Source organism: Paracoccus sp. S1E-3 (assembly GCF_013868135.1).
Classification (GTDB): Bacteria; Pseudomonadota; Alphaproteobacteria; order Rhodobacterales; family Rhodobacteraceae; genus Paracoccus.
Map to the genome: position 1 here is coordinate 1614810 of NZ_JACEMU010000004.1, position 15494 is coordinate 1630303.

Consider the following 15494-nt stretch of genomic DNA (forward strand, 5'->3'; position numbering starts at 1 on the left):
CAATGGCGCAAAAGGCCGTTGGGTATGAAGGATGTGTCGCGCTTTCACCTGGTCAATGCAATGAAAACGCCCGGCTTCGTCGGCATTGCCGCATCTGTGGTGCTTATTGGTCACACTTCGGTGAACGGCCCCGAGAGCCCTCCGCGTGGCCTCTCCCGCCCGTATACATCGCATAGGCTCATGGGCGGCCGGGCTTCGGGAAATGCTTGTCCGCAAGCCCCGATCCGCGCTAAGTGGGCGGCAAGGCCGAAAAGGCGACAGCTATATAAGGACAGTGCCATGACCCGTTTTGCGCTTCGCTCCGCCGCGATTCTCGCGCTGTGCTCGTCGCTGGCGGCCTGCGGCAGCGGCGGCAGCAACCCGCAGCCGAACATGCCGCAGGAGATGGTGGCAGAGCGGCAGACCCAGCGGAACGAATCGTCGATCTGGGACCTGTTCTCGAACCGGCAGAACGCCAATAACGCCGTGGCGGTGAACAAGTATCTGTGGAACGCCAGCCTCGAGGTGCTGAACTTCCTGCCGATCCAGTCGGTCGATCCGTTCACCGGGGTGATCGTAACCGGCTATGGCACCCCGCCCGGCGGCGGCCGCAGCTATCGCGCCACCATCAACATCACCGACCCGGCGCTTGACGCCCGGTCGTTGAAAGTGTCGCTGCAGGGCGCCGGCGGCGGTGCGGTCGCACCCGACACCGCGCGTGCCGTCGAAGATGCGATCCTGACCCGCGCCCGCCAGCTGCGCGTGGCCGACGGCAAGCTGTAAGTACTTACTTATAGACCATCCCGCGCGCGAGCGCTAAACCCTCCGGGCAAGTTCAAGCCCGGAGTCACCATGTCCTATTCCCCCGCGATCAGCGAACCGCATTGGCAGCAGGCCTGGGCCGATGCCGACAGCTTCCGTGCGAAGCGGGACGGGCGACCGAAATACTACGTGCTGGAGATGTTCCCCTACCCCTCGGGGCGCATTCACATGGGGCATGTGCGCAACTACGCGATGGGCGACGTGGTGGCGCGGTTCAAGCGCGCGCAGGGCTTTTCCGTGCTGCATCCGATGGGTTGGGACGCCTTCGGGATGCCGGCCGAAAACGCCGCGATGGAACAGGGCGGCCATCCGCGCGACTGGACCTATGCCAATATCGCCACCATGAAGCAGCAGCTGCTGCCGCTGGGCTTCGCCATCGACTGGAGCCGCGAATTCGCCACCTGCGATGACGATTATGTCGCCCAGCAGCAGGCGTTGTTTCTGGACATGCTGGCGGCGAATCTGATCACCCGCAAATCGGCGCAGGTGAACTGGGACCCGGTCGACATGACCGTGCTGGCCAATGAGCAGGTCATCGACGGCAAGGGCTGGCGCTCGGGCGCGCAGGTCGAGCGCAAGGAGCTGACGCAGTGGTTCTTCCGCATCTCGGACTATTCCGATGAACTGCTGGCCGCGCTCGACGGGCTGACGGGCTGGCCGGAAAAGGTCCGGCTGATGCAGCAGAACTGGATCGGCAAGTCGCGCGGGCTGCAGTTCCGCTTCCAGACCGTCGACGCGCCGGAAAGCATCGCTGAAATTGAGGTCTACACCACCCGCCCCGACACGCTGATGGGGGCAAGCTTCGTCGCGCTTTCCCCCGATCATCCGCTGGTGAAATCGCTGGCGGAACATGACGGCCGCGTCGCCGAATTCGTCGAGGAATGCCGCCGCATCGGCACCACCGAAGAAGCGATCGAGACCGCCCCCAAGATGGGCTTCGATACCGGGTTGAAGGTGACGCATCCGCTTGATCCGACTTGGGAGTTGCCGATCTGGATCGCCAATTTCGTGCTGATGGATTACGGCACCGGCGCCATCTTCGGCAGCCCCGCCCATGACGAACGCGATCACGAATTCGCCCTGAAATACGGCCTGCCGATCCGCGCCACCTTCGGGCAGCAGGGCATGGATCTGGCGCAGGCCGACACGCTTGTCGCCAAGGCTCCTTACGTCCCGATGAAGTCCGAAACCGTCACATATGTGCGCGGCTTCGCGGGCCAGCCGGACCAGACCGGCGACGAAGGCGTGGCGACCGCCATCAAGGCGGCCGAGCAGCAGGGCTGGGGCGAGGGCGTGACCAAGTTCCGCCTGCGCGACTGGGGCATCTCGCGCCAGCGCTATTGGGGCTGCCCGATTCCGGTCGTGCATTGCGACGAGCACGGCACCGTCCCCGAGGCCAAGGAAAATCTGCCCGTTCTGTTGCCGCGGGATGTGACCTTCGACGTTCCGGGCAACCCGCTGGACCGCCATCCGACCTGGCGCCAGGCCACCTGCCCGGTGTGCGGCGGTCCCGCCCTGCGCGAGACCGACACCATGGACACCTTTGTCGACAGCAGCTGGTATTACGCCCGCTTCACCTCGCCCCATGCCGCCACGCCGACCGACCGGGCGGATGCCGATTACTGGATGAATGTCGACCAGTATATCGGCGGGATCGAACACGCGATCCTGCACCTGCTCTATTCGCGCTTCTTCGCCCGCGCGATGGTGAAGACCGGCCACCTGCCCCCGACCGCGATCGAGCCGTTCAACGCGCTGTTCTCGCAAGGGATGGTCACGCATGAGATCTACATGACGCGGGACGAGAAGGGGCGCCCCGTCTATCACCTGCCCGAGGATGTTACCGACGGCAAGCTGGCCGACGACACCCCGGTCGAGATCATCCCCTCGGCCAAGATGTCGAAGTCGAAGAAGAATGTCGTCGACCCGGTCGACATCATCGCCCGTTTCGGCGCCGATACCGCGCGCTGGTTCATGCTCTCGGACAGCCCGCCTGAACGGGATGTGGAATGGACCGCCGCCGGCGCCGAAGCGGCGTCCAAGTTTCTGGGCCGCGTCTGGCGTCTGGCCGACGAAATCCCCGAAGGCGGCGACGATCCCGATCTGACCCGCAGCGCCCATCGCGCCATCGCCGATGTAACCCGCGCCATCGAGGGCTTTGCCTTCAACAAGGCCATCGCCAGGCTGTACGAACTGGCCAATGCCATCGCCAGATCGCCGGCGGGCGGCGAACATCGCCGGGCGGTGCTGCGCATCCTCGCGCAGCTGCTGTCGCCCCTGGTGCCGCACCTGGCCGAGGAGGTCTGGGCCAAGGCCGGCGGTCAGGGCATGGTCATCGACGCCCCCTGGCCGGTGGCTGACCCCGCTCTGCTGGAAGATGACAACATCGTCCTGCCGATCCAGATCAACGGCAAGCGCCGGGCAGAGCTGTCGGTGCCCAAGACCATGACCAAGGAGGAGATCGAGGCCCTCGTCCTCGCCGACGAGACGGTGCAGCGCTTCCTGGAAGGGGCGGCGCCGAAGAAGCTGATCGTGGTGCCGGGAAGGATCGTCAATGTGGTGGCGTAAGCTTCTGCCGGCGGCCGCCCTTGCGCTGGCGGCCTGCAACATGACCCCGGCCTATGGCCCCGGCGGCACCGGCACGGCCCTGCAGGGCCGGGTCGCCGTGATCGAACCCAAGGATGTCGATAGCTTCGCGCTGAACCAGCGGCTGACCGACCGGTTGGGTCCGGTCGAAGCGGCGAGATGGAAGCTGGATTACCGTCTGACCACCGCCGTGGTGGCGCAGGGGATCACGCCCGACGATGTGACCACGCGCTATTCACTGAACGGCACCGTCGATTTCGCGCTGACCGACATCGCCACCGGCGCGCCGGTCACGCAGGGCACGGTCTCCAGCTTCACCAGCTATTCGGCGACCGGGACGACGATTGCGACGCTGTCTTCCGAACGCGACGCGCATGAGAGGCTGATGGTCATGCTGGCCGACCAGATCGTGACGCGGCTGCTGGCGACCGGGCCAAAGCCCGCGCCATGATCCGCGCCCGATGATCCTCAAGGGCGCCGAGATCAGCCGCTATCTGGCCCGGCCGGACCCGACCCGGCCGGGGCTGCTGATCTACGGGCAGGACGCGATGCGCGTCGCGCTGAAACGCGCCGAGGCCGTGGCCGCGCTGACCGGCCCCCAGGCCGATGAGGAAATGCGCCTGACCCGGATGCCGGGCGCCGACCTGCGCAAGGATCCGGCGCTGCTGCTGGACGCGATCAAGGAGGTGGGTTTCTTTCCTGGCCCGCGCGTGGTGCTGGTCGAGGATACCCCCGACGCCGCCGCCCCCGCGGTCGCCGCCGCGCTGGCGGAATGGGCGCATGGCGATGCGGTGATCGTGGTGACGGCGGGCGCGCTGACCAAGACCTCGGCGCTGCGCAAGGTCTTCGAACCCCATCCGGCGGCGGCCACCGCGCCCATCTATGACGATCCCCCCGGCGAGGAGGAGATCACCCGCTGGCTGAAGGAGGCGGGCCTGACCGAGGTGCCGCAAGTGGCGATGCGCGATCTCATGTCACTGTCGCGGGCGCTGGATCCGGGCGATTTCCGCCAGACTGTCGAAAAGATCGCGTTGTATAAATATGGCGACCCGGCCCCTCTGACGCCCGAGGATATCGCCCTGATGGCCCCCGCCACCATCGAGACCGAGGTGGACGAGCTGATCGAGGTGGTCGCCGATGGCCGGTCGGGCGACTTCGGCGCGGTGATGCGCCGGATCGAGGCGCAGGGCATTGCGCCGGTCACCATCTGCATCGCCGCGCTGCGCCATTTCCGCGCGCTCCACGCCGCCAGCGCCGATCCGGGCGGCCCGCAGGCCGGCCTGTCACGGCTGCGGCCGCCGGTTTTCGGGCCTCGGCGCGACCGTATGGCGCGGCAGGCGCAATCCTGGGGCATGCGCAATCTGGAGGAGGCCGTGCATCACCTGCTGGATACCGATCTTCAGCTGCGTAGCGCGTCGAAGGCGCCGGCGATGGCGCTGATTGAACGCGCGCTGATCCGGCTGGCGATGATGCCGCGCGGGTCGCGGTGAAAGGCGCGCTCGTCATCGGCGCGGGTCCGGCCGGGCTGATGGCGGCCGAGGAGATCGCCCGCGCGGGCCATCCGGTGGTGGTGGCCGAGGCGATGCCGACACCCGCGCGGAAATTCCTGATGGCGGGAAAATCCGGGCTGAACCTGACCCGCGACGAGCCTGCCGAAGCCTTTGCGCGAAACCTGACCCTGGGCGGCGGGGGCCGTCTGCCCCCGCACCCCCGAGGATATTTCGGCCAGAATGAAAGCGGCTTCGGTCCGGCCGAGGTCATGGACTGGGCGCACGGTCTTGGGGTGACGCTGTTTACCGGTTCCACCGGACGGGTGTTTCCGGTGGGGATGAAGGCCTCGCCACTGTTGCGGGCCTGGCTCGCGCGGCTCTCGGGGCTGGGCGTTGATCTGCGGAGTCGCTGGCGCTGGCAAGGTTTTGACGGCGCGGGGCTGCTGTTCGAGACGCCCGAAGGCCGGCAGGTGCTGCGGCCCGAAGCCTGCGTGCTGGCCTTGGGCGGTGCAAGCTGGCCGCGGCTGGGATCGGATGCGGCATGGGTGCCCTGGCTGGCGGAAAAGGGCGTGGCGATCGCGCCGTTCCGGCCGGCGAATATGGGTTTGCGTGTCGACTGGTCGCCCGCCATGGCGCGGCATTTCGGCAAGCCGGTCAAGGGGGTGGCCTTGCAAGCCGGTGGACAGGTCAGCCGGGGGGAGTGGGTGATCTCGGGTCACGGGATCGAGGGTGGCGGGATTTATGCCGTTGCCGCCGCGATCCGGGACGGGGCCGATGCGGTGCTGGATCTGGCCCCGGATCTGGAGGTCGGCGCGCTGGCAGCGCGATTCGCCAGGGGACGCGGCAAGCTGTCGGTCGGCAACTGGCTGCGCCGGGTGCTGGGCGACCCGGTGCGGGCCGCGCTGCTGCTGGAATGGGGGCGACCGCTTCCCCGCGATCCGCAGGACGCGGCGCGGCGGGCGAAGGCGTTGCCGCTGCCCCATCGCGGGCCGATGGGATTGGAGCGGGCGATTTCATCGGCGGGCGGTATCCGGCTGGACGCGCTGACCGAGGGGCTGGAATTGCGCGCCCTGCCCGGTGTCTTCGCCGCCGGCGAGATGCTCGACTGGGAGGCCCCGACCGGGGGTTATCTGCTGACCCACAGCCTGGGGACCGGCCGATGGGCGGGACGGGCGGCGGCGGATTACCTGCACGCCTCGGCGCGCAGATAGGCGGGGCGCGCGCGCATCTTCACCAGATATTTCTCGTCCCAGCAATCCATCAGCGGGAACCGCGCCGCATGCGCCCAGCCCAGGCAATGGGTCAGGATGATGTCGGGCACCGTCATCACCGCCCCCATCAGGAAGGGCCCGTTGCCGACACGCTGTTTCAGGATCTGCTGGCTGCGCTGGAATTCCCAGCGCAGCGTGTCCTTGATGGCCGAGACGCGCAGCTCCTCGGGCAGGACGAAGGTGTGGCGCGCGGCGGTCCACAGGACGGCGTCGAATTCATCCAGCAGGAACTGGGTCAGGCTGTCCTGACGGGCGCGTTCGATGGTGCCGGCCTTGTGGGTCAGAGCGCCGTGGCGGTCGGCGAGATACTGGATGATCGCGGTGGAATCGGTGATCGGCGTGCCCTCGTCGATCAGCACCGGCACCTTCCCCGAGGGGTTGAACGCCACCACCCGGCCCGATTGCGGCGCGGCAGGCACCTGGTCATAGGGCTGGCCCAACTCCTCGAGCATCCACATGACGCGAAACGCCCGCGTGTTCGCAGTGCCAAGGACCTTGTACATGAAACTCTCCTGCCGGGACGCGGGCAAGCTAGGCCGGTCTGCGGCCCACGGCAAGCGCTTGCCTGCGACGACTTGACGCATCTCGCGCCGTCGGCCAAAGCTGTGGCGAAGCGCGGAGAGCACCATGTCCACATCGTCAAAGCTCATGACGCCGATCCTGATCGGCGGTTGTATCATCCTGTTGATCAACTTCTCGATCCGGGCGAGTTTCGGGATGTTCCAGATTCCGGTACAGGACACGTTCGGCTGGCCGCGGGCCGAGTTTTCGCTGGCCATCGCGATTCAGAACCTCGCCTGGGGGATCGGGCAGCCGATCTTCGGGGCGCTGGCGGAACGCTGGGGGGATCGCTGGTCGATCATCATCGGCGCAGCGCTTTATGCGCTCGGCCTGGTGATGTCCACCATGGTCACCACGCCCGAGGCGATGCAGCTTTGGGAAGTCGCCGTGGGCTTCGGCATTGCCGGCACCGGTTTCGGCGTGATCCTGGCGGTGGTCGGGCGCGCCGCCAGCGACGAGAACCGCAGCCTCGCGCTTGGCATCGCAACCGCGGCCGGATCGGCCGGGCAGGTGGTGGGCGCGCCGCTGGCCGCGGGCCTTCTGAGCATCATGCCCTGGCAGAGCGTCTTTCTGGTCTTCGCGGGTATTGCGCTGACCATGATCCTGTTCATCCCCATGCTGGGCAAGGGCAAGCCCGCCTCGCCCTCGGCGCTTGAGGAAAGCATGGGGAGGGTGCTGAAACGGGCCTTCCGCGACCCGTCCTATCTGATGATCTTCGCGGGCTTCTTTTCCTGCGGCTATCAGCTGGCCTTCATCACCGCCCATTTCCCCGCCATGGTGGCCGAGATGTGCAGCCCCATCGCACCGGGCAGCCTGCTGGCATCGCTGGGAATCACCACCACCTCGGCGCTTGGCGCATGGGCGATCGCGGTGATCGGCGCGGCGAATATCGGCGGGTCGATCCTGGCCGGCTGGCTGGGCAAGCGCTATAAGAAGAAATACCTGCTGGTCATGGTCTATACGCTGCGCACGATCGCATCGGCATGGTTCATCCTGCAGGATCCGATCACTCCCGGCGACGTGCTGGTCTTCAGCGTCATCATGGGGGCGCTTTGGCTGGCCACGGTGCCGCTGACCTCGGGTCTGGTCGCCTATATCTTCGGGCTGCGTTACATGGGAACGCTCTATGGGTTCGTCTTCCTGTCGCACCAGTTGGGGTCGTTCCTGGGCGTGTGGCTGGGCGGCAAGATGTATGACATCCACGGCGATTATACGATGGTCTGGTGGGTCGGCGTGGGCATCGGCGCCTTCTCGGCGCTGATCCATCTGCCCATCCGCGAGGAGCCTTCGCGCCTGCCCGTGCCGGCCTGAACAGCAGCACAGGCAGGGCCAGCACGCATTGCCCTTGGGCGGCGGCTTTTTCAGGCTGACAACCCTGCTCCGGCACAAGTGCGCCGCACGGCATCCTGCCGCCCTTCCCGCTGGCCATCGCGGGTCCATCGGCGACCATCGCCATGGCACAGGTCCCGGAAATGACCCAGCCGCCGCAGCTTCGACCCGCCGGTGTCGCATGCCTTCTGCAAGTTCAGTCCCGACCTGCGCCCATGGGAAGGGCCGACAGGAATGCGCTTCAGCGGTCCCGAGCCTCGGGCGGGGCGCTGACGCCCGGCATGACCACCGATCAACTTGCATTGGCGGAACGGTATTACGCGGCCATCCGGCAGGGCGATTTCTCGCCGCTCCCGCACGTGAGGGGTGCCCGGCAGTTCCCCGAACTTGCCGCCTATCACGGCGCCGAACAGCACCCCCTCAGCGCCGCGACGCGCCCCCACGGGGTGAGCCAGAGGGCGCAGGCCGCGCAACCATCGCCCTGTCGGCCGAGCAGCCCACGAGCGGAGGATCCCGCCCGCATCGGACCGAAAGCATCGGGCACTGGGCCTGAAGCGCGGCCCCGGCGGTTGCGCGCGACGATCCTGCCCGCGCCGCCCCTTACCTTCTGGCGACGGGCGCGGGGTCTTTCCAGGCAATCGTCATCTGGGTCTGGGTCACCTTCGCCGCCAGCTTGCCATCGCCGCGGGTGACCGCAATGTCCCAGACCTGGGTGGTTCCGCCCAGATGCACGGGCGTCACCGTTGCGCGGGCGGTATCGCCGATGCGGATCGGCCGCAGGAAATTCACCTTGGATTCCAGCGTGACCGTATTCTGTCCGGGTTGGAGATTGATGGATGACGCTGTCCCGCCGGCATTGTCCGTCAACCCGAGGATCGCCCCGCCATGCATGACGCCGTTTCGGTTCGACAGTGCCTCGGTCACCGGCAGTGCCATCACCACGCGCTCTGGCGTGGCCTCGATCAGGCGGATGCCCAGAAGCCTGGAAAATTCGGGCTGCTCACTGGCGATCTGGCGAAGACGGTCTTCGTTCATGGCGTTTCCTCTGACATGCGAATTCCCTTTACCTCTGCCAGCGGGGCGGCAATGGCAAGGTCCCTCGCCAAGGCTCGCGGGCTGCGGTAATCAGACGGCGAGGCAAAGGGGGCCGCGCATGATCTGGGACACGATTGCCAATATTCCGCTGGCGAGCCTGCTGACCTTTATCGGCGGCGGCCTGCTGCTGAACCTCGCGCCGGGGCAGGACGTGATGTTCGCCACCGCTTGCGGGATCAAGGGCGGCCCGCGCGCGGGGGCGCTGGCGGGGCTGGGGGTGGGCCTCGGGGTGCTGTTCCACCTGACGCTCGCCACGGTGGGCCTCGGCGCGATTGCCGGCCGTCATCCCGAGGTGCTGACGGCGGTGAAATACATGGGCGCGGCCTATCTGCTGCTGCTCGCCTGGCAAAGCTGGAACGCCGCGCCGCATGCCCCCGCAACCCGCGCGCCCGAAAACGCGTGGCGCATCGTCCGGCGCGGCGCGCTGTCCAATATCCTCAACCCCAAGCCGGTGCTGTTTCTACTGGCCTTCCTGCCGCAATTCACCCGTGTCGAATACGGGCCCGTCTGGCAGCAGATCCTTGGCCTCGGGCTGATCTTTACCTTTACCGGCACCCTCATCACCATGGCTTACGGCATCGTTGCAGGCTTTCTGGGGATGCGGCTCAGCAGGCATATGGGGATGCTCAACCGGATCTCGGCGGTGATCTTCGCCGGGCTGGCGGTGCGGCTGGTGGTGAAGTGAGCTTTACCTACGCCCCCCCGCCCGATCCCCCGGTGATCCTGCATCACGACCATGAAATCGTGGTGGTGAACAAGCAGGCGGGCCTGCTGTCAGTGCCGGGCCGTGGCGATGACAAGGCCGATTGCCTGATCAGCCGCCTGCGCGGCGTCTTCCCGACCGTGTTGCTGGTGCATCGGCTGGATCTGGACACCTCAGGGGTGATGGTCTTCGCGCTGACGCCCCATGCGCAACGCAACCTGTCCAGGCAGTTCGAGGAACGGAAGACCCGAAAGATCTACCTCGCCCGCGTCGCCGGGCGGGTGGCCGAAAAGACCGGCACCGTCGATCTGCCGCTGATCGTCGACTGGCCGAACCGCCCCCGCCAGAAGGTCGACCATGCCGAAGGGCGCCCCGCCGTCACCGACTGGCGCGTTATCCGTGCCAGCGATGACGAGACCCGCATCCGCCTGATGCCGCTGACGGGACGCAGCCACCAGCTGCGCGTCCACATGGCCGAAATCGGCCACCCCATCCTTGGCGATCCGCTTTACGCGGCGGGTGCGGCCGCTGATTTCCCCCGCCTGATGCTGCATGCCGAATCGCTGCGGCTGAAGCACCCCGAGAGCGGGCTGCCGATGACCTTCTCGGCCCCGGCGGAGTTCTGACCGCAAGCCGTTGAGATTTCCCTGCGCTCTGTAAACGGCACGGCAGGACGCCTGTTTGTTTCTGATCTATAAATCAGAAGCCCCTCGCGACATGACGGCGGCAAGCTGGCATCCACAGGCGCGCATTTTGAGGGGATGAGACCCACGATCCTGCAGGCGCGAGGCCGGGCGCCGGAACCCACGGCACGGCTATGGCCATGCGGGCGACGGCCTTGGATATGACGACCATAGCTGTTGCGTGGGTTTTCTGGATGGGCATACCGGCGCGGTCCCGCAGATGACGGCCCTGACCACCATCATCAGTCCGGCGGGACGTCTCCGCCGCTGCGCTCTGGCCGGATGGCGACGCGATCGGCAGATGGCGCTGTCGGGGCGCACAGTCATGACCGAACATCTTGCCGCCCGAGGCTTGTTGCGGCCCGCGCGGGTGGTGATATTGGAAGACGAGGTTCCCCAAGCCGGTAGGCCCTGATGTTTTTGTCCGTATTCGACCTGTTCAAGATCGGCATCGGGCCGTCCAGTTCCCATACCATGGGGCCGATGACGGCGGCAGCGATGTTTCTGGACGACATCGCTGCGCAGGGCCTGACGCCCGACCATCTGCGCGCCAGCCTGCACGGCTCGCTGGCCTTCACCGGCGTCGGCCATGCCTCGGACCGGGCGGTGATTCTGGGATTGGCCGGGGAACGCCCCGATACCGTCGACCCCGACCAGATGGACGCCATCGTGGCAGGCATCACTGTCGCGGGCCGCGTCCAGCCGCCGGGCCATCCCGGCTATCGCTTCGTGCCGGCGGAAGACCTGATCCTCGACCGCAAGACCACGCTGCCCGGCCACCCGAACGGCATGGTCTTCTGCGCCTGGCGGGGCGATGAACTGCTGCTGCGGCGCGTCTATTACTCCATCGGCGGCGGCTTTGTCGTGGCCGAGGAGGATCTGGACGAACGCGCCAAACTCGCCCCCGTGGCCAGCCACACGCCCGTCCCCTACCCCTTTCAGACCGCGTCGGAGATGCTGCGCATGGCCGCCGCCAGCGGCCTGTCCCTGACCGAGATGAAGCGCGCCAACGAAACCGTCTTCATGTCCCCCGAGGAGCTGGACGCCCGGCTGGATGAGGTCGCCCGCGTGATGAACGCCTGCATCGACCGCGGCCTCAGCCAGGACGGGATTCTGCCCGGCGGCCTGAAAGTGCCGCGCCGCGCGCGCAGCCTGCATGACCGCCTGATCGAGGACAGCCGCCTGAACCGCCCCAATCCGTTGCTGGCCAATGACTGGCTGGCCATTTACGCCATGGCCGTGAACGAGGAAAACGCCGCCGGCGGCCGGGTCGTGACCGCGCCCACCAATGGCGCGGCCGGGGTGATCCCGGCGGTGATGCGCTACATCACCAAATTCCACCCCGAAATCCCCGCCGATGCGCATCGCGAGTTCCTGCTCGCGGCGGCGGCGATTGGCGGGATCATCAAGCACAATGCCTCGATCTCGGGGGCCGAGGTCGGCTGTCAGGGCGAGGTCGGATCGGCCTCGGCGATGGCCGCGGCAGGGCTGGCGGCGGTGTTCGGCGGCCGTCCCGAGCAGATCGAAAACGCCGCCGAGATCGCGCTGGAACATCACCTCGGCATGACCTGCGACCCCATCGGCGGACTGGTGCAGGTGCCCTGCATCGAACGCAACGCCTTTGGCGCGGTGAAGGCGGTGACGGCGGCCTCGCTGGCGTGCAAATCGGACGGGCTTCACCTGGTGCCGCTCGATGCCTGCATCAAGACCATGCGCCAGACCGGCATCGATATGGGCGACAAATACAAGGAAACCAGTCTGGGGGGCCTGGCGGTCAGCCTGCCCGATTGCTGAAGCGCACACCTCGGGCGCCGATGGCCTTGATCGCGATCGCGGCCCGGATGCCTATGGGACTTACGCGGGTCGCACCCGCATCCGGTTGAACGAGCGGCCCAGCACATGAAGCGGCCTCCTGCGCCGCGGTCTTTCTGCGGGGCCACGTGCTGCCTCGGCCAGCAGGTGCAGCGCGCCGACCAAGCTGCTTGCGGGCGGCAGGCGCGTCCGCACAGCCCGACCAGCCGGGCGCTGCCATCCTTCGGCCCTGTGCCGGAGACGTATCACCCCCGCCGGTTATCTGCCGTTGATGGCGCAACTCGGCCGGCTCGTCCCCCGCTTGCCATTCATATCCTCGCCGCTGATCGGAAATCCCACCAGAATAGCGCCGCTGCCCCTGACCATGCGCGACGGGGTGCGGATGACGGCGGCGCAAGCCCTCGCGATCGGTTTGGGGGACCGCCAATCCCGGCGATAACTTGACTTTCACACCCTTCGGCACCATTCACCCCAAGGAACGCTAGCCCAAGGATCCATCATGGCGCGCAACATGGCCAAGGCCGAGAAGAAGGAAGGCATCTGGGAGACGGTCAAGACCGTGTTCTGGGCGCTGGTGATCGCGGGGATTTTCCGCACGCTGTTCTTCCAACCCTTCTGGATCCCCTCGGGCAGCATGAAGGACACGCTGCTGATCGGCGATTTCCTGTTCGTGAACAAGATGGCCTATGGCTATTCGGCCGTGTCGTGCCCCTTTGCACTGTGCCCGATCAGCGGGCGGATCCTCGGGTCCGAACCCGAACGCGGCGATGTCGTGGTCTTCCGCCATCCGACGCGCGGGGTCGATTTCATCAAGCGCGTGATCGGCCTGCCGGGCGACAAGGTGCAGATGGTCGACGGCAAGCTGATCCTGAATGGCGAGCCGGTGAAATACGAAGCCCAGCCCGATTTCATCGAGGTGAAGGCCCCGCAGGGCAGCCAGCAGTTGATGCCCCGCTGCGTGAACGACCCTGTCCCGGAAGGCGGCGAGTGCATCAAGGGCCGCGCGACCGAGATCCTGCCCAATGGCGTCAGCCATGACGTGCTGAACATCTCGGACGGCTGGATGGCGGATAACACGCCCGTCTTCACCGTGCCCGAGGGCCATTACTTCTTCATGGGCGACAATCGTGACAATTCCGAAGATTCGCGCTTTCCCGCCGTGACCGGTGGTCTGGGTTTTGTGCCCGCCGAATACCTGATCGGCCGCGCCGACCGGATCATGTTCTCCTCGGCGGGGAAATCGCTCCTGTATTTCTGGACCTGGCGGCCCGACCGCTTCTTCAAGGCCGTTGAATAAGGGCGCGGCGATGAAGGTCGGGGCGGATCTGCAGGCATTCATGGCGCGCCTCGGCCATGACTTCGCGCAGCCCGAGCTGCTGGTCCGCGCGCTGACGCATGGATCGGTCGCCTCGCCCACCCGGCCCGACAACCAGCGGCTGGAATTTCTCGGCGACCGCGTCCTTGGCCTGACCATCGCCGAGGCGCTGTTCCGCGCCGACAAGTCCGCATCCGAAGGCCAGCTGGCGCCGCGCTACAACGCGCTGGTGCGGGGCGAGACCTGCGCCGATATCGCCCGCGAGATCGGTCTGGGCGACGTGCTGAAGCTGGGGCGTTCGGAAATGATGTCCGGCGGCCGGCGCAAGGAAGCCCTGCTGGCCGACGCGATGGAGGCGGTTCTGGCCGCGATCTATCTCGACGCCGATTTCACCACTGCGCAGAAGGTGGTGCTGCGGCTTTGGGCCTCGCGTCTTGACAATGTCGAGGACGATGCCCGCGACCCCAAGACCGCCCTGCAGGAATGGGCGCAGGCCAAGGGCATGAGCCCGCCGAAATATCAGGTCAGCGGTCGCGACGGCCCCGATCATGCGCCCGAATTCGAAATCACCGTCCTGCTGGACAGTGGCCACCGCGCCACCGCGCGCGGCAAGGGCACCAAGCGCAGCATCGAACAGGCGGCCGCCGCCGCGATGCTGAAAGAACTCGGCGCGTGAGGCCGCGCGCCGCGATGCTGGGGCCTGCTGGGCGCGGGATTGGCGATCGGCTGGCTGCTCGGGTCGGCCTTTCCGGTCGCGCTCTGGCCCGGTTCCGACTGTCGCCGGCTGGGGGGCGCCTTGCGCGTCGCCCAAGGCCCCGGCAAACCGGCCGAATGCGTGATCCCGTGGCGGGACCATTAGACCCCCGCCGGCCCTTGCGCTATCATCACTCGCCAAGACCTTTGCAACCCGCGCTTACCGGACTCCATATATGACCGACACCCCCACGACCCGCGCCGGCTTTGTCGCCCTGATCGGCGAACCCAATGCCGGCAAGTCCACGCTGCTGAACCGGATGGTGGGGGCCAAGGTCTCGATCGTGACGCATAAAGTGCAGACCACCCGCGCCCGCATCCGCGGCATTGCGATGGAAGGCGACAGCCAGATCATCTTCGTGGACACGCCCGGCATCTTCCGGCCGCGCCGCCGGCTGGACCGCTCGATGGTGGCCGCCGCCTGGGGCGGGGCCGCGGATGCCGATGTCATCGTCCTGCTGATCGAGGCCCATCGCGGCCTGACCGAAGGCGTCAAGGGCATCATCGCCCAGTTGGCCCGGACCGCTGGCGACCGCCCCGTGGCGCTGGCGATCAACAAGATCGACCGGGTGAAGGCCGAAAATCTGCTGGCCCTGTCGGCCGAGATGAACGCGGCCTATCCCTTCGCCAAAACCTTCATGATTTCGGCCGAGAAGGGCTATGGCACCGACGATCTGAAGGAATGGCTGGCCGAAATGGTGCCTCCCGGCCCGTGGCTTTACCCGGAGGACCAGATCGCCGACCTGCCCATGCGCATGATCGCCGCCGAAATCACGCGCGAGAAGCTGACCCTGCGCCTGCATGAGGAACTGCCCTATCAGCTGACCGTGGAAACCGAGAACTGGGAGGACCGCAAGGACGGCAGCGCCAAGATCGACCAGATCATCTATGTCGCCCGCGACGGCCACAAGGGCATCGTGCTGGGCCACAAGGGCGAGGCGATCCGCGCCGTCGGCAAGGCCGCGCGCGAGGAGCTTTCTGCCTTCCTCGAACGCCCGGTCCATCTGTTCCTGACCGTGAAGGTCCGCGAAAACTGGCTGGAGGAGGCCGAACGCTTCCGCGAAATGGGTCTCGATTTCAACGAGGGCAACTGAT

General features: G+C 66.8%; 14 protein-coding genes. 12 read left to right on the forward strand and 2 right to left on the reverse strand.

Features of this window, described 5'->3' with window-relative positions; translation table 11 throughout:
• Positions 1 to 279 precede the first annotated feature (279 nt).
• The 5 genes from H1S04_RS08030 (at position 280) to H1S04_RS08050 (ending at position 6088) form a co-directional block, all read left to right on the forward strand.
• Complete coding sequence (locus H1S04_RS08030; RefSeq protein WP_181744977.1) at positions 280 to 762, forward strand: DUF3576 domain-containing protein; 483 nt, start codon at positions 280 to 282, stop codon at positions 760 to 762.
• 69 nt (positions 763 to 831) lie between these two features.
• Entirely contained in the window at positions 832 to 3369 is a 2538-nt protein-coding gene (leuS, locus tag H1S04_RS08035) for a leucine--tRNA ligase (RefSeq protein ID WP_181744978.1), read from the forward strand.
• Positions 3356 to 3838, forward strand: a complete 483-nt coding sequence (gene lptE / locus H1S04_RS08040; protein ID WP_181744979.1) for an LPS assembly lipoprotein LptE — start codon at positions 3356 to 3358, stop codon at positions 3836 to 3838. The genes leuS and lptE overlap by 14 nt, the downstream gene beginning before the upstream one ends.
• Before the next feature lie 10 nt (positions 3839 to 3848).
• Positions 3849 to 4877, forward strand: coding sequence for a DNA polymerase III subunit delta (holA, locus tag H1S04_RS08045; RefSeq protein WP_181744980.1), 1029 nt, complete (start codon positions 3849 to 3851; stop codon positions 4875 to 4877).
• Between the two features lie 38 nt (positions 4878 to 4915).
• Complete coding sequence (locus H1S04_RS08050) at positions 4916 to 6088, forward strand: TIGR03862 family flavoprotein (protein ID WP_220185172.1); 1173 nt, start codon at positions 4916 to 4918, stop codon at positions 6086 to 6088.
• On the opposite strand, the gene H1S04_RS08055 is transcribed toward H1S04_RS08050, so the two are convergent.
• Positions 6061 to 6651 (reverse strand): glutathione S-transferase family protein, encoded by a 591-nt coding sequence (locus tag H1S04_RS08055; protein WP_181744982.1) that lies wholly within the window; start codon positions 6649 to 6651, stop codon positions 6061 to 6063. The two genes, H1S04_RS08050 and H1S04_RS08055, sit on opposite strands and share 28 nt — an antisense overlap.
• 124 nt (positions 6652 to 6775) lie before the next feature.
• On the opposite strand from H1S04_RS08055, the gene H1S04_RS08060 reads away from it, so the two are divergent.
• The gene (locus H1S04_RS08060) at positions 6776 to 8020 is read left to right on the forward strand and encodes an MFS transporter (protein ID WP_181744983.1); all 1245 of its coding nucleotides are present in this window, start codon (positions 6776 to 6778) and stop codon (positions 8018 to 8020) included.
• A 618-nt stretch (positions 8021 to 8638) separates the two neighbouring features.
• Here H1S04_RS08060 and H1S04_RS08065 read toward each other — a convergent pair.
• A complete protein-coding gene (locus tag H1S04_RS08065; RefSeq protein WP_181744984.1) occupies positions 8639 to 9073 on the reverse strand; it encodes a PaaI family thioesterase in 435 nt (144 codons plus the stop codon).
• Between the two features lie 118 nt (positions 9074 to 9191).
• Here H1S04_RS08065 and H1S04_RS08070 point away from each other — a divergent pair, with 118 nt between their 5' ends.
• The 6 genes from H1S04_RS08070 to era all read left to right on the forward strand — a co-directional run bounded on the left by H1S04_RS08070 (position 9192) and on the right by era (position 15493).
• Entirely contained in the window at positions 9192 to 9818 is a 627-nt protein-coding gene (locus H1S04_RS08070) for a LysE family translocator (RefSeq protein ID WP_181744985.1), read from the forward strand.
• Positions 9815 to 10462: an RluA family pseudouridine synthase gene (locus tag H1S04_RS08075; RefSeq protein ID WP_181744986.1), complete on the forward strand. Its 648-nt coding sequence runs from the start codon at positions 9815 to 9817 to the stop codon at positions 10460 to 10462. Before H1S04_RS08070 ends, H1S04_RS08075 begins: the two co-directional genes overlap by 4 nt.
• 471 nt (positions 10463 to 10933) lie before the next feature.
• Positions 10934 to 12313, forward strand: coding sequence for an L-serine ammonia-lyase (locus H1S04_RS08080; protein ID WP_181744987.1), 1380 nt, complete (start codon positions 10934 to 10936; stop codon positions 12311 to 12313).
• Positions 12314 to 12842: 529 nt separating this feature from the next.
• The gene (gene lepB / locus H1S04_RS08085; protein WP_181745439.1) at positions 12843 to 13628 is read left to right on the forward strand and encodes a signal peptidase I; all 786 of its coding nucleotides are present in this window, start codon (positions 12843 to 12845) and stop codon (positions 13626 to 13628) included.
• A 10-nt stretch (positions 13629 to 13638) separates the two neighbouring features.
• Entirely contained in the window at positions 13639 to 14322 is a 684-nt protein-coding gene (gene rnc, locus H1S04_RS08090) for a ribonuclease III (RefSeq protein WP_181744988.1), read from the forward strand.
• Between the two features lie 253 nt (positions 14323 to 14575).
• On the forward strand, positions 14576 to 15493 hold the full coding sequence (era, locus tag H1S04_RS08095) for a GTPase Era (protein WP_181744989.1): 918 nt from the start codon (positions 14576 to 14578) through the stop codon (positions 15491 to 15493).
• Position 15494: the final 1 nt, after the last annotated feature.